Origin of the sequence: Nocardia sp. NPDC058658 (assembly GCF_042716665.1) — a bacterium.
Classification (GTDB): Bacteria; Actinomycetota; Actinomycetes; order Mycobacteriales; family Mycobacteriaceae; genus Nocardia.
Genome location: NZ_JBHXRR010000024.1, coordinates 67784 through 89799, shown reverse-complemented (window position 1 = coordinate 89799; position 22016 = coordinate 67784). Strand labels below are relative to the sequence as shown.

The window sequence follows — 22016 nt, the reverse complement described above, 5'->3', positions numbered from 1 at the left end:
ATCGCGACGGCTTCGGCCGGGAGACCGGGATGGGCGCGGCTCAGGTCCGTTCGCGGTAATTCGCGGCGACGAGTGCGAGGCAACACGCGGCGATCGCGGCAGTGACCAGGTACATCGCCGGGTAGCCGAAGCCGAGGCTGCCGTTCAGGGCCGACAGGACCGCGGGGACGCCGAAGCCGAGGTAACTCACCGAGTAGAAGACCGCGTTCAGACCGGCCAGATCGCCGGGACCCGCGATGCGCTCGATCTGCTGCAGACCCGCGACCAGGCCGATGCCGTAGCCGCTGCCGAGCACGACGGCGGTGAGCAGCGTGACCCAGATGCTCAGGGTCGCCGCCGTCCACGCGGCCAGGACCATGCCGAGCGTGAGCAGTACCAGCGCGACCACCGCGGCGCGCGCGGTGCCGGGGCGATCGATGCGCTTGGCGACGGACTGGATGGTGAACCCGCAGCCGAGGGTCACCATGGTGACCAGGGCGGAAAAGGCGATCGGGGCCTGTTGCACGCGCGGCAACATCAGCGTGGGGAGGACGGCGTAGGCCGTCGCGTTGGCGGTGAACAGCCACAGGGCGATCGGCACCGCGACGCGCAGGAAGCGTCGATGTCCGGCGGCGGGGATCTTCAGGTCATCACACAAGCGGCCCGGATTCGCTTGGCGCGTCACGGTTTCCGGTGTTCTGAAAATCCAGTAGGCGCTCGCGATACAGAGCGCGGCGTTGACGAGATAGGCGGTCGAATCGGGCAGCGGGCCCCACTGCGCGAGCGTTCCCGCCACTCCCGCACCGAGGGCGAACCCGGCGGTCAGGCTCATCGCGGATCGACGCGCGCCCTTGCCCGCAGCGGCCGTGGCGAACGGTGGTTGCGACAGCTCCTTGAGCCAGCTGCCACCCACCGCCATCGCCAGCCCGAGCGCGACACCGCACAGCATCCGCCCGGCCGCCAGCATCGGCACCGAGGCCGCGCCCGCCGCGAGCAGCAGCGAACCGGCCGCGGCGATCAGCGGGGCGGGCAGCATCAGCGGGCGACGACCGAACCGGTCAGAGAGTGGTCCGCCGATGAGCAGGGCGGGCACGATGCCGAGAACGTAGTAGAACAGCAGCAGGTCGACCGCGGTGAGCGGGAGGCCGTGGGCTTTGTACATCACCAGCAGCGGCGTGAACTCGTTGCCGCCCCACGCGATCGTCACCATGGCGGCGGACACACCGAGCCAGGCCCGGGAGACGGAGACAGCACTGGGCCGCTCGGTGGTGAGAATCGCCATCACAGGCCCTTTCCGTCGTGCGCGCACTCTCGCCACCCGCGCACGGGCGAAATGGTGGCAACCGGTCTCATTTTAAGGGCGGCCGGTCGCTGTATTACCGTCGGCCTGTGCGTGAGCTGCGGATGGGGTGTGCCATGTGGACGCACCCGCAGTGGCAGGAGCGGTTGCCCGCACCGGGGGAACGGTTGCGCGCCTATGCCGGGCACTGCGGTGCGGTCGAGGGCAACACCACGTTCTACGCGACCCCGTCGGTGTCCACCGTCGAGTCGTGGGCCCGGCAGACCGCGCCCGATTTCCGGTTCGTGCTCAAGCCGCCGAGGGCGGTGACGCACGAGCGCAGGCTGGTCGACGCCGGTGCCGAACTCGGCGCGTTTCTCGACGTGATGGCACCGCTCGGGTCGCGGGTGCACGCACTGTGGATCCAGCTGCCCGCCTCGTTCGGGCCGACCGATCTGGGCGCGCTCGCCCGCTTCCAGCGTGAGTTGCCGGGTGGGCTGCGGTGCGCGGTGGAGGTGCGTCATCCGGCGTTCTTCGACGACGAGAGGGCCGCGATCCAGCTGGAACGGGTGCTCGGGCGGATCGGCGCCGAGTGGGTGCCGTTCGACACGACTGTCCTGTTCGACGGGCCGCCGGGTGACCCCTCGGAGTACGAGGCGCGAGCGAAGAAGCCGCGGGTGCCGCGGCGGATGCGGGCGCTCACCGAGTACCCGATCGTTCGTTACCACGGCCGCGCCGACGCCGATCGCACCGTCGCGGGCTGGGTGCCGTGGGTGGAGACCGTCGCCGACTGGCTGCGCGAAGGTCGCTCGCCCACGTTCTTCGTGCACACTCCCGACAACGCCGCCGCCCGAGGTTTGGCCCGCCGCTTCCATGACGAGGTTCGCGCGCTGGTGCCGGACTTGCCCGCGCAGCCGACTCCGACGTCGGATGAGCCGATGACATTGTTCTGAGGCGGTGCGGACAACGTGAGGTGACCTGCGCTGATTTCGCGAAAACTTGTCGTACCCCCGTGTAATGCTGTGCGCCACCACTGGGGAGTGGGTGGACGGACTCGAAGGGGACGAGCATGTCTACGGATGAAATGTTGTTGTCGCCCGCGCCGCATTGCGAGCCGCAGTTGGAGGGCGCCGCTTCGGTGCGGCGGTCCGAGGCCGCGAATGTCGCTGCACCGCATCCGGTTACCGGTTCGGCCCGTCGAAGGTCGACCGGTGGAACACCGGCGAGCATCCGCAGGGTGGTACGCGCGTCCTGCCCGCAGGTCGCACCGCCGGTTATCGACTCCTCTCCGCAGGCAAGGAGATTCACCGAGCAGGTACTTCGGCTGCTCCTCGAAGTGGTCGACCGGCGGCGATCATCGAGTCATCTGCGCGCATTCGCCGATGCGCGCGTACTCTCCGCCATCAGCACGATGCTCACCCAAGACCTGGTCCCGGCCCGAAACCTGGGAACCGCCACCCTGACCAGTGTGAAAGTCACTCCCGCGGAAGACGGTGCCGCCGAAGTCTTCGCCTCGTACCAACGTGGGCCACGAACACTCGCCATCGCGGGCCGAATCGAGCAGTCGAAGGACAGTTGGCGATTGGTCGCCGTGCGGATGTTCTGACCTCAGCGCAGCGTCGTGACACCCGAGAAGTCGTTGGGCGCACGGTGATTGCGGTCGGACAGGCTGCCGAGCGCGTGGTCGGGGTGCAGGCCGAAGTATTGCTTGCGGGTCTTGCTCGTCCAGGCCAGTGCGGCCGCGGCGGCGATGCGATGGAAGTGGACGGTGTAGCCGCGCTCGTAGATGCTCAGCAGCGCGTAGCCGCCGGGGTACTCCTTCACGGCCGCCACCTCGAGGTACTCGACACGGCCGGAATCGGGGCGGGTGCGGCGATTTCGATGCGTGTGGCCGCTGTGATGCAGGAAGACGCCGGGGGTTGTCCGGTAGCAGGCTTGCAGTGCGGTCACGCTGGCGCGATCGAGGACGAAACCGGGGCCGCCGGGATTACTCAGTGCCGCATAGCGAGTCGCGGGATGGTGTCCGAAGACCAGGGTGGGACGGTCGGGATCGGCGGCGAGGGTCGCGCGGAGCCGGGCGAGTTGGTCGGCGTCGATCGTGCCGCCGGAACCTCGCCTGCGGGTGGTGTCGAGGCCGATCAGGCGCAGGCCGCCGAGTTCGTGGCAGGTGAGTTGCCCGAACGGCTGGAACATCTGACCCCAGTGGTCATCCGCACCACGCGGCACGTCGTGATTGCCACGGCACACGAAGTGCTCGCGGCCCGCGACTCCCCAATCGTCCAGGCGCGCACTGATACCCGCGGATTGTTCGGCGGTACCGCAATCGGTGAGGTCGCCCGCGACGACGAGGTGGTCGGCGGCGCGCTCGGGGCGGCGGATGTCGTGCAGCAGCGCCTCGGTCATCACCTGCGGGTAGTGGCCGTCGTCGTGGCGCAGACCCGGTGGCAACCCGGCGACGATCAGACCACTGCGGTCCTCGCCCCAGTGCAGGTCGTTGACCAGGGCGATCGTGCGCAGCAGCCGGCCCGGCGGTGGTGGCGCGGTCAGGAAAACGCCGGTGACCTCCGGTGTTCCGGGGCGTCGTGTCACCCAGGTGCGGCCCGGTACCGCGGTTTCGCCGTCGGAGCAGGCGATGAAGCGATACCGGCGGCCGGGCTCGAGTCCGCGCACCTCGGCGTAGTGGTGTGCGGTGCGGCGGCCGTCGAGGTAGCGCGTCACGGGGGCGGCCGGGCTGTCGGCGGGCGCGAGGCGCACCTCGGTGTCGGCGGAGGCTGGGCGAAGCTGTCCCGAGCGGTCGTGACGATGCGTGGACCAGGTGATGATCGCCGTGTCGTGCGTGACTGTCACGACCTCGAGATCGGTGACCACGAGCCGATCACGCACGCCCGTCCACGAATTCGGCCGCGCCATCGGCGCCCGAACTGTCGCGGCGGCGGCACCCGAAGCCGCGTTGACCAACCATGCGGTGTGCAGTCGCGGATCGAGCATGCCGGGCTCCGTTCGCCGTCTACGGCTGACGGTACGGCGCCCGCCTGAACGTACGCAGACAATGATGTGGCCGTTGATCGCCCGGGTAGCGACGGTGAAACGACGCCGCCACGCCGCGGTCGAAGCGATCCCGCCGCCGGACAGACCGACCCGCGTGCCTCGTGGGACCGAGAAGCGGATGGGTGATCACCCCCTGCGACGGGTCGTACCGTCGCGTTTCCGTGCTCGGATTATTCCTTGCGTGGCTTGTTCCGGATATGTTGTGTCCCATCGCTTTCCGGTGTATCACCGTCCGCGCCGTCCGGCAGACGCCGCGCCCCGCTGGCCACCTCGTCGATGAGATCGTCGTAGCCGCAGGCCAATTCGTGCAGACGTAGCTGCGCGGCATGGAGCGCGGCCTCGGCGCCGTAGGCAAGGGCGCGGTAGGTGAGGGCGGCGAAATGCGCCATGCGGTCGACGACGGCGCCGATGCTCTCGGTGTGCATCGGCGCGGAGATCGCCGGAGTCGGGGCGCGCAGGGCGACCCAGCGGTCGATCTCACAGACCAGACGCGCACGCGCCCAATCGATGTCGCTGGTGTCGCCCGGTATCTGTTGTTCGCGGCGTTCGTGCAGGCCGGCGAGTTCGTGGGCGGCGGTCAGAACCGGATCGTCGTCACCGGCGACGCCGCAGACCGCCTGCATCATCTGCGCTCGGTCCGGCAGTACCGGTTCCGCTCCGGGTCGCCGGGGCGAACCGCTGCCGTCCGTGTCCACTGTTGCCGCACCGTCCTCGCTATCGGAAATGGATGTCGAAGGACATTCGTCTCGGCGGGGACGGCGGATAGGTCACGAAATGACCCCTCAACAGCGAAAACCGGCCGCGAACTGGTGTTCGCGGCCGGTCGGATTCACCGGTGGAGCTGGAGTATCACAGGCTCCTGGCGATGATTTCCTTCATGATCTCGTTGGTGCCCGCGTAGATGAGCTGGACGCGGTTGTCGACCCACATGCGCGCGATCGGGTACTCGGTCATGTAGCCGTAGCCACCGAACAGCTGCAGACAGGTGTCGGCCGCTTGCATCGCCTTGTCGGTGGTCCACCATTTCGCCATCGCGACCGTCGGGATATCGAGCTCGCCGCGTACGTGCTTCTCGACGCAGTCGTCGACGAACACCCGGGCGATGGTGGCCTCGGTGGCGACCTCGGCAAGCTTGAACTTGGTGTTCTGGAAACCGAACACCGGGCGGCCGAATGCCTCGCGCTCCTTGGTGTAGCGCAGCGTGTGCTCGAGGGCGCTCTCCATCCCGGCGACCGCGCCGACCGAGATGATCAGGCGCTCTTGCGGCAGTTGCTGCATGAGCTGGATGAAGCCTTGGCCCTCGGTGGTGCCGAGCAGGTTGCTCACCGGGACGCGGACGTCCTCGAAGAACAGCTCGGAGGTGTCCTGGCCCTTCTGGCCGATCTTGTCGAGCACCCGCCCGCGGCGGAACCCGGCGCGATCGGCCTCGACCAGCACCAGCGAGACGCCGGCTGCGCCCTGGGTCGGGTCGGTCTTGGCGACGACGATGATCAGGTCGGCCTGGCCACCGTTGGTGATGAAAGTCTTGGATCCGTTGATGACGTACTCGTCGCCGTCGCGGATCGCCTTGGCCTTGACCGCTTGCAGATCAGAGCCGGTGCCGGGCTCGGTCATCGCGATCGCGCCGACCACCTCGCCGCTGGCCATCTTCGGCAGCCACGTCTGCTTCTGCTCCTCGGTGCCGTAGGCGAGGATGTAGTGGGCGATGATGCCGTTGTGCAGGCTCACGCCCCATGAGGTGTCGCCGATCCTGGCCTGCTCCTCGATGAGCACGGCCTCGTGGGCGAAGGTGCCGCCGCCGCCGCCGTATTCCTCGGGAACCGACAGGCAGAGCAGGCCGACCTCGCCTGCCTTGTTCCACAGCTCCCGGTCGACGTGGTGCTGTTCGCGGAACTTATCGGTGTTCGGCTCCACTTCCTTGGCCAGGAAGGCCCGGGCCAGGTCGCGCAGGGCGTCCAGGTCCTCATTCATCCAGCTGGACCGATTGGCGGCCATCGAGTCTCCTAGTTCGGCTCGGCACAGCACCGGTCCAGACGTGACCGGTGGTTACGGATACCAGTGTGCATCAGTATTGGCGCAGTGACAATAGTGCTGGCGAAATAGCGTCTCACCAGCGCATCATGGGCAGCGGCGAGAGCGGATGGATGAGCGCGCGACGCACCGTGAGCTCCACCAGCTTGAAGTGGAAGCCGCTGTCGGGGTACCGGCGGGTCAGCGCGGAGTAGGCCGAAAAGGGCAGGCCGTAGCGGCGCGCGCCGAAGGTGACATCGATCAGATCGGCTCGCCGGAACAGTTCGGCGGGGTCGGTCGCGCTGCCTGCCGGTCGCACTCGATGGTGATCGCGGATCATCGCGCCGACGACATCGGTGAGGTCCTCGCGGCGCCGGGCGATCAGCCAGTCGCCTGCCAGGGCGCAGGACGGTTCGAGATAGTCGAAAGTGCCCGCGGCCCAGATACCCAGGTCGTGGAAGACCGCCGCGGTGCGGAATTCCTCACGCGCACTGGGTGGTTCGCCCGGCTCGCCGCTGTGCGCGAACAGTAGATCGGCCAAGCGCAGCACTCGCAGCACGTGATGGAAGTAGGCCTTGCGGTCGGCGCCGAGCCGGGCGGTCCACGGTTCGAGTTGTTGGGCGATCGCTTGGTCGAGTTCGCTTGTGTGCTGGGTCAATTCGTTACTCCCGAGTCGATCTCACGGGCGTGCGCGAAACCCCCCCGGCACCCCGGCCCAACCCTAGGTGTCCGTGGTCGGCGTCGCCCGGCGAAACGGGGTTTCGCTGCCGGGTGGCCGTTCGGTAGGCGGCGGCACGTCGGTCCGATCGCGAGCGGTCGCCGGCAACGGTCGGGCACCGAACCGACGGAAACTCACGCGCCGTCGGCGGCGGGGGATTATCTTCGCTGATCGCGTGTCCGGCCGAAAATGTTGGGCGTGTCGCGCACGGCGCGCCGTGTACGGGGTGCCGTGTGCGAGCATCGGTTTCGCGCTCGAGGGTATATCGACTAAGAATGGCGTGTGCCGTTCACACGTGTGGTCACCTGCCTGCCTTTGCGCACCCCGGGCGGTGGTCTGGCATGACGATCGAGTCCGGTCCCACCGACGACGTCAGCCAGCTCGCCGAGCGAGTCGAACGTGCCCGTGGGCGCCTTGCCTACCAATTCGATCCAGCTCTCACCGACGCGCTGTCGGAGGACGAGCTGCGCGCCGAACGCGAACTCGCCGAACGCATCCGCGAGCAGGATCGCGAGCAGCGCTGGAAGCACACCCAGGCGATGGCATCCGCCTCGGACCGCAGTCGTCAGACCACCGAAGCGATCGAGAAGGCCGACATGCGAGATCTGCTGCTCGCCCGGAAGGCGATGGCCGCCCAGCGACGCGAATCGAGCCCGCACGCGCGGCTGGCTTCGCTGTACCGGCACCGGTCCTGGTCGCTCAAGGCGCTGGCCGGGGTGGTCGGCGCAGGCATGCTGTGGTCGGCGGTGAACGTGCAGCAGAACATCGCGCCCGGCGGGCCGAGCGATCCGCTGTTCTGGTTCAGCTATCTGCTCGAGGCGATGATCAGCGTGTGTCTGATCATCATCATGGTCGGCACGAACAAGGTCGCCGAGTGGGGTGTGATCGACAATCGTCGTCAGGTCGCGCTCGCCGAACTCGCGCTGCTCGGCCTCACCGTCACCCTCAACACCTATCCCTATGTGCGCGACGGGCGTTGGTACGACGTCGCGGTGCACGCGGTCGCGCCGGTGATGATCGGTGTCGCGCTGCTGATCCACGACGCGGTGAGCGCGCGCTACGGTCTCGCGATCACCCGCGCGACCAGCCAGGTCCGTGACCTGCCCGACCCGGCCGACACCATCCTCGCCCGCCAGACCACCGAGGGCATCCGCCTCACCTACACCCCGCCGATGTCGGGCACCGCCCGCGCCGAAGCGATGGCCGCCGTCGAAACCGCCGCCACGACTCCGGTCACCCGCGAGCCGGCCTGGACTCCCACCGAGCCGGTCAGCAACGGCCGGACCACGGAGAAGCGCAAGCGGTTCGGCATCGGCAAGCCGTCCTCCGCGGACAAGATCACCGCCAAGCGCGTCCCGCCCGCCCCCGCCCCCGTGGCGACCCCGGAACCCCCCAAGGAACCGGCCAAGCCCGAACCCGTCGCCGACGCCGTCCCGGCCGCTCGCAAGAGCGCCATCTCCGACATCGAAGCCCGCGTCGAAAAGGCTTTCGCCGAAGCCAATTTCGGCTACGAGGCCATCGAGCCGACGAGCATCTACGACACCGGCCAGTTCCGCATCGCGGAAAGCCTCGAACAGGAACTCAACGACATGCGTGAAGCCCGCCGCCAGGCCCGCAAGGAACGCGCGAACTAGTACGCACGGAAAAGGCCGATACCCGAGCGGGTATCGGCCTTCTCTTGTGTTCTGATCAGCCGAAGAGGCTGCTGCCGGTGCCTGCTTGTTGGCCGCCGCCGGTGCCGCCGATGAGGCCGCCCGGGGGGAGTTCGGAGGGCTGGACGATGACGAAGCCGCGGCCGGAGAAGGCGAGGGTGCTCGCTTCGCCGGTGCTGCGGCCGATGAGGCGGCCCAGGCCGAAGGAGTCGTTGCGTTTGATGCCGGTTTGCAGGCTCGAGGACCAGGCTACGGCGGCGTTGGGGTCGGCGTAGGTGGCCTGGTCGACGGTGAGGACGACGGGGGTGCCGTGGGTGGTGATGGCGATGCGGCCGCGGCCGGTGAAGACGCAGTTGAACAGGCCCGCGTTGGAGGCGTAGCCCGCGGCGCCCTGGACGCGGCCGATGTCGTAGCGCAGGGTGGAGTCGAAGGCGAGGACATTGGCGCCGTTGATGGTGAGGCCGTCGGTGCCGTCGAGGTCGATGATGTGCACGTCGGCGGCGCTGTTGGCCAGGAACAGGTCACCCCGGCCGGTCACCTTCATCAGCGGTACGCCCTCACCGGTGAGGTGCTGGCGGATGGCACGGCCGATGCCGCCGGAGCCGAGCGCTTCGAACTTCAGGTCACCCTGATAGGCCACCATCGACCCGGCCCGCGCCATCACCTCCCCGTTCATCCCGACCTTCACCATCTTGCCGCCCTGCTTCTGGATACCGAGGCCGTTGACCTCGGCATGCGAGGGGTCGAACAGGTCGCTGTGCACGGGCTGGGCTCCTTGCTGAGAGGCATACATCGGTTGTTGCGCGGGTGCGCCGGGGCCGTAGCCGGGCGGTGGGTAGCCGGGGGCACCGGCTGGGGGCGCGCCCGGTGGTGGCGCGAATTGGCCGGGTGGCATCGGCGGGTTGGAGCCGGGCTGGTGCGGATGGCCGGGCGCGCCCTGCGGCGGATAGCCGGACCCGTGGGCCGAACTGGCGGAACCGCTCTGCGGCGCAACAGGTTCAGGCTCATCGTCGAGGTTCACCCCGAAGGCGGAAGCGATCCCCGCGAGCCCGTCGTCGTAACCCTGCCCGATCGCGCGGACCTTCCATGCCCCGTTGCGGCGGTAGACCTCCACACACACCACGCCGCTCTCGGTGGTGAGCCCGGAGATCGGGAAAGTCAGTGCGGTGCCACCGGATTCGATCGTGGTTGTCAGCGCGCCGACCGAGGCGAAAGTCGCAGGCCCACGACCGTCGAGACTGGCGGTGACGACCACCTTGTCCACATCGGCGGGCAACGCCGAGGTCTGCACCGACACCACATCCGGCCCGCCATTGCCGTGCCGGTACACCACACCGGGCCCGGTGGGCTGATTGAAGAAGACGAAGTCGGCGTCGGACCGGACTTTGCCCGCGGCGTTCACCAGCAGCGCCGACACGTCCACCGACGCCGAACTCGCCACGGTGATGGTCAGCTGATCACCGGGCGCGGGCCGGTTCTCGCCGGGAGCCAGCGCGGTCACGACACAGCACCCGAAGGCCGGGCTTTTTGTCCGATTCCCAAGAGATCCACGACTTCGATAGTGCCGTGTATGTCGCCGCTTCGCCAGCGTCGAGGCGCAAATGCCAAAGGAGTGAGATCGTTACTGCCGCGAATGGACGTCGACGGCGATACGCTGCGGCCATGAGCTCCGCGGTCCATGGATTCACTGACGATGCCCTCGGGACACACGACGCTGTCGGCCTCGCCGCGGCGTTGCGGGCGGGGGAGGTGAGCCGGGCGGAGGTGATCGAGGCCGCGATCGCCAGAACCCGGCGGGTCGAGCCGAGTCTGGACGCCGTGCAGATGACGTGTTTCGAGCGCGCGGCCTCGACGCCGGAAACCGCGGGCGTGTTCGCCGGGGTGCCCGCATTCGTCAAGGACAACACCGATGTCGCCGGCCTGCCCAGTTGTCACGGGTCGGCCGCGTTCACCCCGCACCCGGCCACGGTGACCAGCGGTCCCGGCGCGCAATTCCTGCATTCGGGCGTGATCGTGCTCGGCAAGTCGACGCTGCCGGAGTTCGGGCTCACCGCGAGCACCGAGTTCACCCATCGCGCGCCCACCCGCAATCCGTGGAATCCGGAGTACTCGGCGGGCGCGTCCTCGGGTGGGTCTGCCGCGCTCGTGGCGGCCGGGGTGGTGCCGATCGCGCATGCCAATGACGGTGGCGGTTCGATTCGCATTCCGGCCGCGGCCAACGGGTTGGTCGGTCTGAAAACGACCCGCAATCGGTTGCTCGACCAGCCGGGCGCCCGCAACCTGCCGGTCCACCTGGTTTCCGAGGGCGTGCTCACCCGCTCGGTCCGCGACACCGCGCACTACCTGGCCGCCGTCGAACAGTTCGAGGCGAATCCGAAGCTCGCGCCGGTCGGACTGGTCGAAGGGCCGAGCGCGCGACGGCTGCGGATCGGCCTGATCACCGCCGATATTCTCGATCGGCCGGTGCATGCCGACAACGGCGTCATCCTGGCGTCGGCGGCGAAAGTGCTCGAGGGTCTCGGCCACGAGATCGTCGAGATGCGCCTGGATGTGGATCCGCGCTTCGTCGAGGACTTCAAGCGGTACTGGGCGATGATGGCCGCGGCGATGACGCTGTCGTTCCGGCTCGGGCATCGCGGGCATTTCGATGCGCGCAAACTCGACCCGTTCACCACCGGTCTGATCGGGCTGGCCAAACGCAATCCGCTCGCGCTGGCGGCGTCGACCTGGCGGTTGCGCGGGGGAGTCGCGGCCTACGACAAGCAATTCACCGAGGTCGACGTGCTGCTGTCGCCGGTGCTGTCCCATCCGGCGCCGCGCATCGGCGAGCTCGCGCCGGGGCAGCCGTTCGACGCGCTGTTCACCAAGCTCACCGATTACGTGGGCTTCACCCCGCTCAACAATGTCGGTGGGGGACCGGGCATTTCGCTGCCGCACGGACTGCTGTCGAGCGGTCTGCCCGGTTCGATCCAGCTCGCTGCCCGTCGTGGTGACGAGCGGACGCTGCTGGATCTGGCCTATCAGGTGGAGGCGGCGAGCCCGTTTCCGCGGATCGTCGATCGGGCCGCCGCCGCTGGTGCCGCCTGATCAGCTGTCACGGTCGCTGATCACCGACAGCGCTGCTCAGTTGCTGCGAGCGGCGACATTGATCGGGCGCAGTCGCCCCGGGCTGTCGGTGCCCGCGTCGAAGGCCCAGTGCTCGCCGTCCCAGCCGGGGTAGTCGGTGCGCCAGCGATCGACGAGGCGGGCGTCCTCGAGCGAGGTGACGACGCCGGCCGAACCGGTGTACTGCAACCGCTCGTACTTGTGGCGGGTGACGGTGTCGATAGTGGTGGCCAGGGCTGACATTGATCCTCCGAGATCGAGGTGGAACGGTGGCGTGACGAGTGCGCGACCCGGACCGTCGGCCCGGGTGCTGCGGTGGCGCGTCACCGCTCGATCCGAGAGTATGCCGCTCGCCGTGACGCCGCGCAGGTTTTGAAAATCCAATTCTTCAAATGTGCGGATACCCGGTATGAAATCGTCGGCCCGCGCCGTTTGGTTACGCCTGTGGTGAGAGTTCACCAACTCGGGCGGACGCGTCCCGGGGTGACGACACGGCCCAGCGCCTCGCTGACCTGGGTGAGGGTCCTCGGTCCGAGGGTGTCCGACCAGTTCTGGGTGAATTCGGCCAGCGCGGCGTCGGCGGCTCGCGTGCACGCCCAGCCCCGGTCGGTGAGTGTGATCAGGCGGGCGCGGGCGTCGCGCGGGTGTGGATTGCGGTCGGCGTAGCCCTTGATGACCAGCTCGTCGACGAGTTGGCTGGCCGCCTGCTTGGTGACGCCGAGATGCTCGGCGAGTTCGCCGACCGTCGCGCCGTCGGGTGCCATGCGCACGAAGGCGAACCCGTGCGTCGGCCGGATATCGGCGAATCCCGCGGCCGTGACTTTGGCGTGTACCGCCTGGGTCACCTCGGCCGCTGCCGCGAGCAGCAGGAGGGGCAGGTCTGCGTTCGCGGGCACGGCGTTCATTCTGACACTTGACACAATGGTCAATCTACTTGACCATATAGACAAGTTGCTTGACTTTATGGAGGTTCGAATGCCGGTAATCCGTTCCGCTGACGCCCAGGTGTACGAGGTGCACAACGCTCGCTTCACCTCGCTCGTCCGTCCTGCCACCGGGAGTGCCGAACTGTGCGTCTGGCAGACCGAGGTGCGGGCCGGTTCGGTCGGTGTGCCGCATCGCATCCTGGGCGAGGAGGCCTTCGTGCTGCTGTCGGGCGAGGTGACTTTGACGATCGATGGCGAGTCGGCGCCGATGAAACCGGGCGATGCGGCGGTCGCGCCCGCCGGCTCGCTGATCGCCCTCGCGAACGCTACCGACGAGCCCGCCACCTTGCTGGTGGCCGTGCGCGTCGGTTTCGCGGCGGAACTGCCCGATGGGTCCACCTTCACCCCGCCCTGGGCATCCTGAGCCGTCTTCCTGGCTGTTTTGAGCCCAGAACTTGAAAGTTTGGGTCGCCGAACAATATAATTCTGGGATGAAGGTTGGGTTCTACCGTTCGCCGGTGCGACGCCGGGTGCTCGCGGCAGGTGTTCTGAGTGTCATGGCGTTCGCGCTCACCGCGTGCGGGGGGATCACTTCCGATGACGACGGAAAGAAAGTAGTCCTCACCACCTTCACTGTGCTCGCCGATATGGCGCGGAATGTGGCGGGCGAGCACCTTCGAGTCGAGTCGATCACGAAGGTGGGGGCGGAGATTCACGGTTACGAACCGACGCCCGGCGACATCAAGAAGGCCGCCAAGGCCGACCTGATCCTGGACAACGGGCTCAACCTCGAGGCCTGGTTCAACCAGTTCGTCGCCGATCTCGATGTGCCGCACGCGGTGGTCAGTGAGGGTGTGGCGCCGATGGACATCAGCGAGGACGCCTACCGGGGCAAGCCCAATCCGCACGCCTGGATGTCGCCGGTGAACGCGCAGATCTACGTCGACAACATGGTCCGCGCGTTCACCGACCTCGACCCCGACCACGCCGACGCCTACCGTGCCAACGGCGACGCCTACAAAACCCAGCTCGGCGCCGTCCGCGACGACCTCGTCGCCGCGGTGAACACCCTGCCCGCCGACCAGCGCGCCCTGGTCACCTGCGAGGGCGCGTTCTCCTACCTCGCGCGCGACGCCGGTCTGACGGAGAAATACATCTGGCCGGTCAACGCCGAGCAGCAGGCCACCCCGCAGCAGATCGGCTCGACCATCGACTTCGTCCGCCAGCGCGGTGTGCCCGCCGTGTTCTGCGAATCGACGGTGTCGGACGCGCCGATGCAGCGGGTGGTCGAGGCGTCGGGATCGCGGTTCGGCGGGGTGCTCTACGTCGATTCACTGTCCGAAGCCGACGGGCCCGTCCCGACCTACCTGGACCTGATCCGCCACGATGCGAAGACCATCGCGACCGGACTTGCCGGAGCTTTGAAATGACCGCGCCTGTTGTCGAAATCCAGGACGTGACAGTCTATTACGGTGATGTGCTCGCGCTCGACAATGTCGAACTGACGTTGAAATCGGGTCGGGTGTGCGGGCTGATCGGGATGAACGGCTCGGGCAAATCGACACTGTTCAAAGCCGTGATGGGTCTGGTCACACCCGATCGGGGCCGGGTGCTGATCAACGGTCGCGCCCCGGCTGCCGCGCGCAAGGCGGGCAGCCTCGGATACGTGCCGCAGTCCGAGGACGTGGACTGGAGTTTTCCGCTGTCGGTGCGCGATGTGGTGATGACCGGGCGCTACGGGAAAATGGGGTTCACCCGCCGGGCGAGCAAGGCCGACCGCGCCGCCGTCGAGGAGGCGCTGGCCCGTGTCGATCTCACCGACCTCGCCGACCGGCAGATCGGTCAGCTCTCGGGTGGTCAGAAGAAGCGCACGTTCGTCGCCCGCGGCATCGCCCAGGAGGCCACGATCCTGCTGCTCGACGAGCCGTTCGCCGGTGTCGACAAGCGGTCCGAGGCGACCATCACCGCCTTGCTGCGCGAGCTCGCCACCGACGGTGCCACCATCCTCGTGTCTACGCACGACCTCCATGCTCTGCCCCAATTGGCTGATGAGGCAGTGCTTTTGAACCGGCGGGTGCTCGAACACGGCGACCCCTCGGTGGTGTTGCGGCCGGAGAACCTGGCCAAGGCCTTCGGCCTGGATGTAGAGGAAGACCGATGAGCTTCGAGGAATTCTTCGTCGACCCGCTGCGCTACGAATTCATGGTGCGCGCGCTGGCCACCACGGTCACGGCGGCCGTGGTGTGCGCGGTGCTGTCGTGCTGGCTGGTGCTGATCGGCTGGTCGCTGATGGGGGACGCGGTGTCGCACGCGGTGCTGCCCGGGGTGGTGCTGGCCTACATCGTCGGCTGGCCGTTCGCCGTCGGCGCGGTGATCTTCGGGTTCCTCGCGGTCGCGCTGATCGGGGTGGTGCGCGATACGAGTCGCGTGAAAGAGGACGCGGCGATCGGCATCGTGTTCACCACGTTGTTCGCGTTCGGTCTAGTACTCGTATCGGTGACGCCGAGCCAAACCGACTTGAACCACATCGTTTTCGGCAATCTGCTCGGGGTGAGCCGCGGTGAGATGATCCAGATCATGATCCTGGCCGCGATCGTTTTGGTTGCGCTGATCCTGAAGCGACGCGACTTCACCCTCTACGCCTTCGACGCCACCCACGCCCACGCCATCGGCCTCAACCCCCGCATCCTCGGCACCGCCCTACTGGCCTTACTCGCCCTGACCTCGGTCGTTGCCCTACAAGCTGTCGGCGTGGTCCTGGTAGTAGCCATGCTCATCATCCCCGGCGCCACCGCCTACCTACTCACCGACCGCTTCTCCCGCATGCTGATCATCGCCCCCACCATCTCGGTCCTGTGCGCAGTCACCGGCCTCTACATCAGCTACCACCTCGACACCGCCGCCGGCGGCATGGTCGTAGTCACCCAAGGCATCGCCTTCACCTTCGTCTACCTCTTCGCCCCCCGCCACGGAGTGATCGGCCGCCGAATCACCGCCTCCCGCGCCCGAAAGACAGTCGCCACCCTCGGCGCCGTCGACTAGCGTTCCGATCCGATGCTCGAAGATTCGATAGACGCCCTGGTCATACCGTTCCTCGGCGGCGAGATCGGCGAGCCTCGGCTCCTCGACAGCGGCATGCTCCGTCTGCAGTTGTTCCGCCGCGGTGAGGTCACGCATTACGGGCCCGTCCTGAGTGTGGGAACTCGGTCATGGCGAATCGATGGGGACTCGGGGCCCCTGGTCGCGGGAGGCGACGCGCCCTGGTTCATCCGCGATACCGTTCCGATCCTGGACGGGTGTGAATTCCGGGCGTTCGAGGCGCGCCGCCCGAGCTGGGACACCACATTCCGATTCGGCGAGTACGCACTTCGAATCTTCCCGACCGCGGTCCGAGGGCCTGATGGAGACCTGCCGTCCTGGTCGTTCACGCTCGGCGGTCGGCGCGCGCTGCGTGTGGGTGTGCGGGGAGGTTGGGGCGTTGAACAGTACTGAGCTCGACGTTCCAGCGGCCATTATGCGCGCAGTGGTCACGCAGTCCTGGGGCACGAAATGGCTACTCGGCAGCATGTTTTCGGTACGTTTCGGTCGGGACGACAGTGTGGAGCCGACCTCGCTGGTCGAGTCGACAGCTCTACTGGTCGGCAGCGCGGATTGGCGCATCGAGACCGATGAGCAGGTCGTTCTCGCCTGTGAAGACCCGCACGAATACATCGCCGATACCATCCAGATCCTCGACGGACGCTCGCTGACGGCGATCACCCCGATCTCCCACGGAGGCGAGATCACTTTCCTCTTCGACGAGCTCCGCCTCCACCTGTTCCCCAGTTACTCCGGCAATGTCGTCGAAATCGTTCACCGGCAAGGAGGAACCGGACACCCACGAACTTTGGAACTTCTGCCTACCGTCCGGAGACGTCTTCGTCGGCGGCAGCGGAGCCCGGGTCCTTTTCGGTCAGAGATCAACCTTGAAGTGGGTATTCAGTCGAGACTGGAAGATCGAGGGGCGGAACCTTCGCCTTCTGAGCGACAGTTAGGCACTGTTCGTGTCGGTACCTGCTGCCAGGATGTAGACATGAATGTCACCGGGGATGACGTCCGCGCCTTCGTGCTCGCGCTACCGCAGACCGCAGAGCAATTCGCCTGGGGCATGCCGATTTTCAAGGTGGCGGGCAAGCTGTTCCTCACGTTGCCGGAGGAAGAGACCTCGATGGCGGTGCGCTGCCCTATCGTCGACCGCGATGAGCTGGTGCTCGCCGAGCCCGCGAAATTCTGGATCGCCCCGCACGAAGCAGGCAACCCCTGGGTCCGCGTCCGGCTGTCCGCCCTCGACGACCACGAGGAGTTGGAAGCGATCATCACCGACTCCTGGAGCCGAGCTGCTCCGCGAGAGCTGCTCGACAATCCGTAGCCGACTGACTCAGGCCGCGAGTAGCTCGCTCTCGAGGTAGAGGCCGTCGACTGGCTCGTCTGACCCTTCGAAGCTGAAGGTGACGTGGATGCGGTCCAGCCACACACTGGTCACCATCGCATCGACGATTTCCCCGCCGAAACGGACGCGAACGCGATCCCCGGGCTTGACCGAGCTGTTCTTGTGCTTGCCCATTGTGGTCACCACCTTCTTAGGTCCGCCAGCTTGCGCCGATTGTCTCTGTCAAGTATGCCCCGACGACGTTATCGAAACCAGTCGCTGCGCCGTCGAGGGAACGCCGCCACCGACGGAAGGAAGCCAAGTTCAGTGGTTGCGCGGCTTTGACGGCCGCGAGTTGCGCGTCGTTGCGGTGTGCGATCGCGTTGCGGGCGATGTTGAGAGCCGTCAACGATTCGTTCCACTTCTTTCCGCGATTCGGGTACGCGACGTGCACCCGGCGCCAGAGATCGAGGCCAAGGATCTGGAAGTCGCTGCCCAGGGAGCTGGGGTGCGCGTTCCCTTGGTCGAGTTTGCGTCCGCGCACCAGTGCGCTACGCACGACATCAGTCCAGCGGTCGCTTTCACTGCCGATCCGATCGGTGAATGCGAAAGCTGCGTCATCGTGTAGGTCGCGACAGTAGCCTTGAAACTCGGCTGCGAGGCTGACGAACAGGGCCAGATTCAGCTGCTCGGTCGCGTATTGGCGGCCACGTCTACCGCCGGTCACGGTGCTATGGACAGACTCCAGGCTGTCGAGCGAGCCGCGTCGACTCTGGTTCCACCGGTCGAGCGCGCGGGAGTGGCTACGGGGCACTCGCGCACACTATGGTCAGCCTTGAGCGTAAGTCAAACCATTTGGCTATCAATCGAATACGGCGTGACGCTGCTGGTGGCGACCGGTGTACCCGCCGCGACCGGTAGGCTCACAACTCCTATGGCACTCAGCGCAACACTGCACAACTTCGCTATTCAGCTCGCCGATGTGGATCGGGGGGTGTACGAGGATCTGGAATTGCGGGTGGCTCGGCATCCTTCGGAGACGGCGGAGTACATGGTCACGCGGATCCTCGCGTACTGCTTGCAGTACGAGGAGGGGATTGTGTTCAGTGACGGGGGGATTTCGGCTACCGATGAGCCCGCGGTGCAGGTGCGGGATATGACGGGGCGGACCACCGCGTGGATCGAGGTGGGGGCGCCGGACGCGGATCGGATTCATCGGGGGAGCAAACTCGCTGGTCGGGCGGTGGTTTATACCCATCGGGATCCGGCGAAGGTGCTCGCGCAGTATGCGGGCAAGAAGATTCACAATGCGGCGCAGATTCCGCTGTTCAGTTTCGATCGCGCGTTCATCGACGAGGCGGCGGCACTGGTGGACCGGCGCAATACCGCCACCCTCTCGGTCACTGAAGGGGTGCTCTATCTGGATCTCAACGGCACCAGCTTGCGCACCGACGTCACCGAGCAACCCCTCGGCTGAGGCGGGCGCGGAGTAACTTGGCATCCACCGGCGTGAACTGCGCCGGAGTCGTCGAGTGGAGGTCGCGGTGCCCGGTGTGATGAGTCGGTTCGTGATTCCGGGATTCCTTCGGGTCACCGGCCGCAACCGGACCTACATCGATGCCGAGCGGGCCACCGCGCACGTGCGCGAGCGTGCGTTGCGGCCCGTCGCCTATGGTCCGCCGCGCAAACTGCGTGGGGTCGAGGTCTCGGTGGCGCACGACCGCGGCTGGCCGGTGTACACCCTGACCCCGTCGGACGGGATCTCCCGGGGCGCGCTCGTCTACGCGCACGGTGGCGGCTGGGTCGGCGAAATCGCTTCGCAACATTGGCAACTCGCGGCCAGGATCGCCGCGCAGACACATCTCGTGGTGACGGTCCCGATCTATCCGCTGATCCCGTTCGGCACCGCCGCCCAGGTGATTCCGCGGGTCGCCGAATTGGTCCAGGCGGCCGAGCGCCACGGCCCGACCTTCCTCGCTGGTGACTCCGCCGGCGGTCAGATCGCCCTGTCCACTGCCCTGCACCTGCGCGACGCGGGCCATATCGTCCCCCGCACGATCCTGATCTCGCCCGCCCTCGACCTCACCCTCGAGAACCCGGAGATCGACGCCGTCCTCGAGCGTGACCCGTGGCTGGGTCGCGACGGCGGCCTGGTGTTCGGCAGGTTGTGGAGCGGCGAAATCTCCATGAAAGATCCCCTGGTCAGCCCCTTGTTCGGCGACTTCGACGGGCTGGGCCCGATCACCGTGTTCACCGGCACCGACGACATCCTGAACCCCGACGCCCGCCTGTTCGCCGCGAAGGCGCGCACGGCCGGAGTCGACCTCGACTATCACGAAGAACCCGGACTGGTGCACGTGTACCCGCTGACCCCGAGCGAGGAGGGAGCCTCGGCAAGGCGTCGGATCATCGATCGCTTGCGCACCGACCTCGCCCGGCTCAACGACCCGATCGGAGGACCTGGGCGACAGCGCGTTCGGCGAGAGCGGTGATCGTGAGGGATGGGTTGGCCACACCTGCGTTACCCGGTACTGCGGCACCGTCGACCACGTACAGACCGGGATGGCCACGAACGCGGCCGTACCCATCGGTGGCGGCACCGAGTACGGCGCCGCCGAGCGGGTGCGAACACGCGCCGGCATAACCGAAGTCGGCGGGTAGTAGCGTGTTCCCAGCGGCGGCGACCTTGCGGCCAACCGCTCCTGCGGCGGCGATCGCGGAACTTCCGCCGCCTGCGGGCCAGTCGAGGATGACCTGATCGGTGCTCGGGTCGTAGCGGAACGTGCCCCGGGTGTCGTCGAGGACCAACCCGATCACGACGAGCAACCCGATATCGAACGCAACACCCGGCACGGCGAAGTTCTCGAGAACCGTCGGAACACCGGATTCGTCGAGCAGGCGGCTGGCGACAGCGGCGCCCTGCGTGCCCAGCTGGAGGGTGTCGAGTGTCCACGGCATCATGACGACATTGCCATTGGAACCCCAGCCGGTACCGACGTGTTCGTTCAGATCGCGGAGCGTGCCGGTTGCTCTGGCGCGGACGAGTAGATCGGATGTACCGATGGACCCAGCGGCGAGGAACAACCGATCACAGGTGAGTGTCCGGGTGCGCAGGGTCTGTCCGCTGGGTGCGAGTTTGGTGGTTTGCACGCTGAATCGACCGCCACGTTCCTGGCCGATCGCCGTCACCTGGTGGCCTGGGTACACGTGGGCGCGCCCGGTTTCGGCGGCGTAGCGCAAGTACGTCTGGTTGAGGTCGAATTTCGCCCCGTTCGAATTGCCCATGGTGCTACGGCCGATCGTCGCCGACGGTCGCGACCACCCAGCCAGTTCATCCCGCAGGACTCCCCAGTTCCACGTCGACTCCGCGGGTAACGGGTGGTAGCCCGCACTCGTAGCCGCGGCGTCCCACGCACGGCTGTGGGCGAACGCGGGTGAGGCGTAGATGTCATCGGGCATTGCGCTGACACGCAGCATCTTTCGGGCAAGTGGGTAGTAGGTCGCAGCCATTTCGCGGTAGTCGACCACGCCGGCGAACACGGCGTCGAAGAATCGCTGCTCGGGCTGCGCGGAGACGCCGGTGTAGACCACCGAACCGCCGCCGACAGCCGCGCCGCGCAGCACCTGCATATGCGGGTAGCTGTCGATACACAGCACCCCGCCGAAGTCGTCGACCGGCATGGGGACCGAGACTCCGGTGATATTGCCGATAACATCGGACGCCGACCTCCGGTGCCAGATTCCCCGCCCGTCCGGCAGCGTCTCGGACGTGAAGATGTCGCGCCAAGGATCGTTGGGCCAGCGCGAACCACGTTCCAGCACCGTCACCGGTGCGCCGGCCTCGGCGAGTCGCAGAGCTGTCACCGCACCGCCGAAACCGGAGCCGATCACGAGGTTCGCGCAGTGTTCCGGCGGATCTGGCAGCGGCTCGAAGATCTCCGGCACCATGGCGCGATACCTCGCGTTGTCTTCGGCCATTGCCATGGTGGTTGTGCTCGTCGCACCGATCATTGTGGCGATGGCACCGGCGCGGAGCAGGGTTCGTCGATCCATGTTCGTCCCTTCCGGGGTAGCGAATCGTCTCAGTGCTCTCGTGCCGTGTACGCGCGAGCCACTTCTCGGCGGAGGCTGGTCTCGACGTGTCGCAGTGCTCGGCCCACGATTGTCTCGTTGACCTTGTCCATGATTCGGCCTGTCAGTCCCTTGCCCGGCGGATAGCTGACGCGCACGCTCAACAACGTGGTGTCGGTCGTCGGTGCGGCGAACGCGAAGCGGGCGGTCACCTCCGGTCCGTGTTGCGACCGTAGGTCGAACACCTCGCCGGGACGCCAATCGACGGCGGTCAGCCGCAGGCGCAGCGCGGCCACCGGGCTGGTGAAGGTCATGGCGAAGACCGTTCCGGGACCGGATTCCTGGATACCGACCGGGGTGAACTCGGAAACCCCAAACATCCAACTCGGGACGTTCCTGTAGTCGGTGATGAAATCGAAAGTGAAGTCTTTCGGTGCTGCGATGACTCCCTGATGCTCGATAATCGCTGGCATGTTATCCCCCTGTCGGACTGTTTGATACGACGTTGTCAATACACAAAATGTCAGGGCCGCGACCGTGAACAGAGGATGACATCTGTGTCGTAACGAGACGTCTACCTCGGCCGAAAAATCGCATTCGGGAGTGGGGATGGCGCGCGAGTCGGGTGCGAAGACTACGCGCATCTTGCCCTGGTATGAGAGAACTCAAAGTAGTTGTTTTGCAACATGTTTCAAAAGGCGATGACGCCAGGCTGAGCGACCGTACCCCCTGAAGTCAGAATCTTGCAATGCTTGCAAGAAGCGGTCGGCATAGCTAGACTCGGGCACGGCTGGTCTGAGTCGGCGGGGGATTCAACGGG

The 22016-nt window shown here is 66.9% G+C and carries 24 protein-coding genes; 12 read left to right on the top strand and 12 right to left on the bottom strand.

From position 1 onward, the window contains the following. Positions 1–40: 40 nt before the first annotated feature. Positions 41–1261 (bottom strand): MFS transporter, encoded by a 1221-nt coding sequence (locus ACFWUP_RS26245; RefSeq protein WP_379238638.1) that lies wholly within the window; start codon positions 1259–1261, stop codon positions 41–43. Between the two features lie 107 nt (positions 1262–1368). Between ACFWUP_RS26245 and ACFWUP_RS26240 the strand changes: the two genes are divergently transcribed. Continuing rightward, positions 1369–2211 (top strand): DUF72 domain-containing protein, encoded by an 843-nt coding sequence (locus ACFWUP_RS26240; RefSeq protein ID WP_379238637.1) that lies wholly within the window; start codon positions 1369–1371, stop codon positions 2209–2211. Positions 2212–2327: 116 nt separating this feature from the next. Next, positions 2328–2864 carry an Rv3235 family protein gene (locus tag ACFWUP_RS26235; protein ID WP_379238636.1) on the top strand — a complete coding sequence of 179 codons (537 nt, stop codon included), beginning with the start codon at positions 2328–2330 and terminating at the stop codon, positions 2862–2864. Between the two features lie 2 nt (positions 2865–2866). Here the strand turns inward: ACFWUP_RS26235 and ACFWUP_RS26230 are convergent, their stop codons facing one another. From ACFWUP_RS26230 to ACFWUP_RS26215, 4 genes are all read right to left on the bottom strand, one after another. Next, positions 2867–4246: a metallophosphoesterase gene (locus tag ACFWUP_RS26230; protein WP_379238635.1), complete on the bottom strand. Its 1380-nt coding sequence runs from the start codon at positions 4244–4246 to the stop codon at positions 2867–2869. 230 nt (positions 4247–4476) lie between these two features. Next, complete coding sequence (locus ACFWUP_RS26225) at positions 4477–4932, bottom strand: DUF4254 domain-containing protein (protein ID WP_379238634.1); 456 nt, start codon at positions 4930–4932, stop codon at positions 4477–4479. 223 nt (positions 4933–5155) lie between these two features. Next, entirely contained in the window at positions 5156–6301 is a 1146-nt protein-coding gene (locus ACFWUP_RS26220; RefSeq protein ID WP_379238633.1) for an acyl-CoA dehydrogenase family protein, read from the bottom strand. A gap of 112 nt (positions 6302–6413) precedes the next feature. Further along, entirely contained in the window at positions 6414–6974 is a 561-nt protein-coding gene (locus ACFWUP_RS26215; RefSeq protein WP_379238632.1) for an HD domain-containing protein, read from the bottom strand. Positions 6975–7375: 401 nt separating this feature from the next. Here ACFWUP_RS26215 and ACFWUP_RS26210 point away from each other — a divergent pair, with 401 nt between their 5' ends. After that, positions 7376–8668 carry a hypothetical protein gene (locus ACFWUP_RS26210; RefSeq protein WP_379238631.1) on the top strand — a complete coding sequence of 431 codons (1293 nt, stop codon included), beginning with the start codon at positions 7376–7378 and terminating at the stop codon, positions 8666–8668. Between the two features lie 55 nt (positions 8669–8723). Here the strand turns inward: ACFWUP_RS26210 and ACFWUP_RS26205 are convergent, their stop codons facing one another. Continuing rightward, a complete protein-coding gene (locus ACFWUP_RS26205; protein WP_379238630.1) occupies positions 8724–10187 on the bottom strand; it encodes an AIM24 family protein in 1464 nt (487 codons plus the stop codon). Between the two features lie 161 nt (positions 10188–10348). Here ACFWUP_RS26205 and ACFWUP_RS26200 point away from each other — a divergent pair, with 161 nt between their 5' ends. Next, positions 10349–11773, top strand: coding sequence for an amidase (locus ACFWUP_RS26200; protein WP_379238629.1), 1425 nt, complete (start codon positions 10349–10351; stop codon positions 11771–11773). 36 nt (positions 11774–11809) lie between these two features. On the opposite strand, the gene ACFWUP_RS26195 is transcribed toward ACFWUP_RS26200, so the two are convergent. Further along, complete coding sequence (locus ACFWUP_RS26195) at positions 11810–12034, bottom strand: hypothetical protein (RefSeq protein ID WP_379238628.1); 225 nt, start codon at positions 12032–12034, stop codon at positions 11810–11812. A gap of 212 nt (positions 12035–12246) precedes the next feature. Next, positions 12247–12687, bottom strand: coding sequence for a MarR family winged helix-turn-helix transcriptional regulator (locus ACFWUP_RS26190; RefSeq protein ID WP_379238627.1), 441 nt, complete (start codon positions 12685–12687; stop codon positions 12247–12249). A 25-nt stretch (positions 12688–12712) separates the two neighbouring features. Between ACFWUP_RS26190 and ACFWUP_RS26185 the strand changes: the two genes are divergently transcribed. From ACFWUP_RS26185 to ACFWUP_RS26160, 6 genes are all read left to right on the top strand, one after another. Next, positions 12713–13141 carry a cupin domain-containing protein gene (locus ACFWUP_RS26185; RefSeq protein WP_379238626.1) on the top strand — a complete coding sequence of 143 codons (429 nt, stop codon included), beginning with the start codon at positions 12713–12715 and terminating at the stop codon, positions 13139–13141. Positions 13142–13208: 67 nt separating this feature from the next. Then, positions 13209–14147, top strand: coding sequence for a metal ABC transporter substrate-binding protein (locus tag ACFWUP_RS26180; RefSeq protein WP_379238625.1), 939 nt, complete (start codon positions 13209–13211; stop codon positions 14145–14147). Beyond that, positions 14144–14878 (top strand): metal ABC transporter ATP-binding protein, encoded by a 735-nt coding sequence (locus ACFWUP_RS26175; protein ID WP_379238624.1) that lies wholly within the window; start codon positions 14144–14146, stop codon positions 14876–14878. The genes ACFWUP_RS26180 and ACFWUP_RS26175 overlap by 4 nt, the downstream gene beginning before the upstream one ends. After that, the gene (locus tag ACFWUP_RS26170) at positions 14875–15759 is read left to right on the top strand and encodes a metal ABC transporter permease (RefSeq protein WP_379238623.1); all 885 of its coding nucleotides are present in this window, start codon (positions 14875–14877) and stop codon (positions 15757–15759) included. The genes ACFWUP_RS26175 and ACFWUP_RS26170 overlap by 4 nt, the downstream gene beginning before the upstream one ends. A 12-nt stretch (positions 15760–15771) precedes the next feature. Continuing rightward, positions 15772–16209 carry a hypothetical protein gene (locus tag ACFWUP_RS26165; protein ID WP_379238622.1) on the top strand — a complete coding sequence of 146 codons (438 nt, stop codon included), beginning with the start codon at positions 15772–15774 and terminating at the stop codon, positions 16207–16209. Beyond that, positions 16196–17125: an MmcQ/YjbR family DNA-binding protein gene (locus ACFWUP_RS26160; RefSeq protein ID WP_379238621.1), complete on the top strand. Its 930-nt coding sequence runs from the start codon at positions 16196–16198 to the stop codon at positions 17123–17125. The genes ACFWUP_RS26165 and ACFWUP_RS26160 overlap by 14 nt, the downstream gene beginning before the upstream one ends. 9 nt (positions 17126–17134) lie before the next feature. On the opposite strand, the gene ACFWUP_RS26155 is transcribed toward ACFWUP_RS26160, so the two are convergent. Together ACFWUP_RS26155 and ACFWUP_RS26150 are read right to left on the bottom strand one after the other, a co-directional pair. Continuing rightward, positions 17135–17320: a hypothetical protein gene (locus ACFWUP_RS26155; protein WP_379238620.1), complete on the bottom strand. Its 186-nt coding sequence runs from the start codon at positions 17318–17320 to the stop codon at positions 17135–17137. Between the two features lie 16 nt (positions 17321–17336). After that, a complete protein-coding gene (locus ACFWUP_RS26150) occupies positions 17337–17939 on the bottom strand; it encodes a hypothetical protein (RefSeq protein ID WP_379238619.1) in 603 nt (200 codons plus the stop codon). A 120-nt stretch (positions 17940–18059) separates the two neighbouring features. On the opposite strand from ACFWUP_RS26150, the gene ACFWUP_RS26145 reads away from it, so the two are divergent. After that, on the top strand, positions 18060–18602 hold the full coding sequence (locus ACFWUP_RS26145) for a YaeQ family protein (protein WP_379238618.1): 543 nt from the start codon (positions 18060–18062) through the stop codon (positions 18600–18602). A 79-nt stretch (positions 18603–18681) separates the two neighbouring features. Beyond that, positions 18682–19617, top strand: a complete 936-nt coding sequence (locus ACFWUP_RS26140; protein WP_379238617.1) for an alpha/beta hydrolase fold domain-containing protein — start codon at positions 18682–18684, stop codon at positions 19615–19617. On the opposite strand, the gene ACFWUP_RS26135 is transcribed toward ACFWUP_RS26140, so the two are convergent. After that, a complete protein-coding gene (locus ACFWUP_RS26135) occupies positions 19565–21178 on the bottom strand; it encodes a GMC oxidoreductase (protein ID WP_379238616.1) in 1614 nt (537 codons plus the stop codon). The two genes, ACFWUP_RS26140 and ACFWUP_RS26135, sit on opposite strands and share 53 nt — an antisense overlap. A 29-nt stretch (positions 21179–21207) precedes the next feature. After that, positions 21208–21840 (bottom strand): SRPBCC family protein, encoded by a 633-nt coding sequence (locus tag ACFWUP_RS26130; RefSeq protein WP_379238615.1) that lies wholly within the window; start codon positions 21838–21840, stop codon positions 21208–21210. Between the last annotated feature and the right edge of the window lie 176 nt (positions 21841–22016).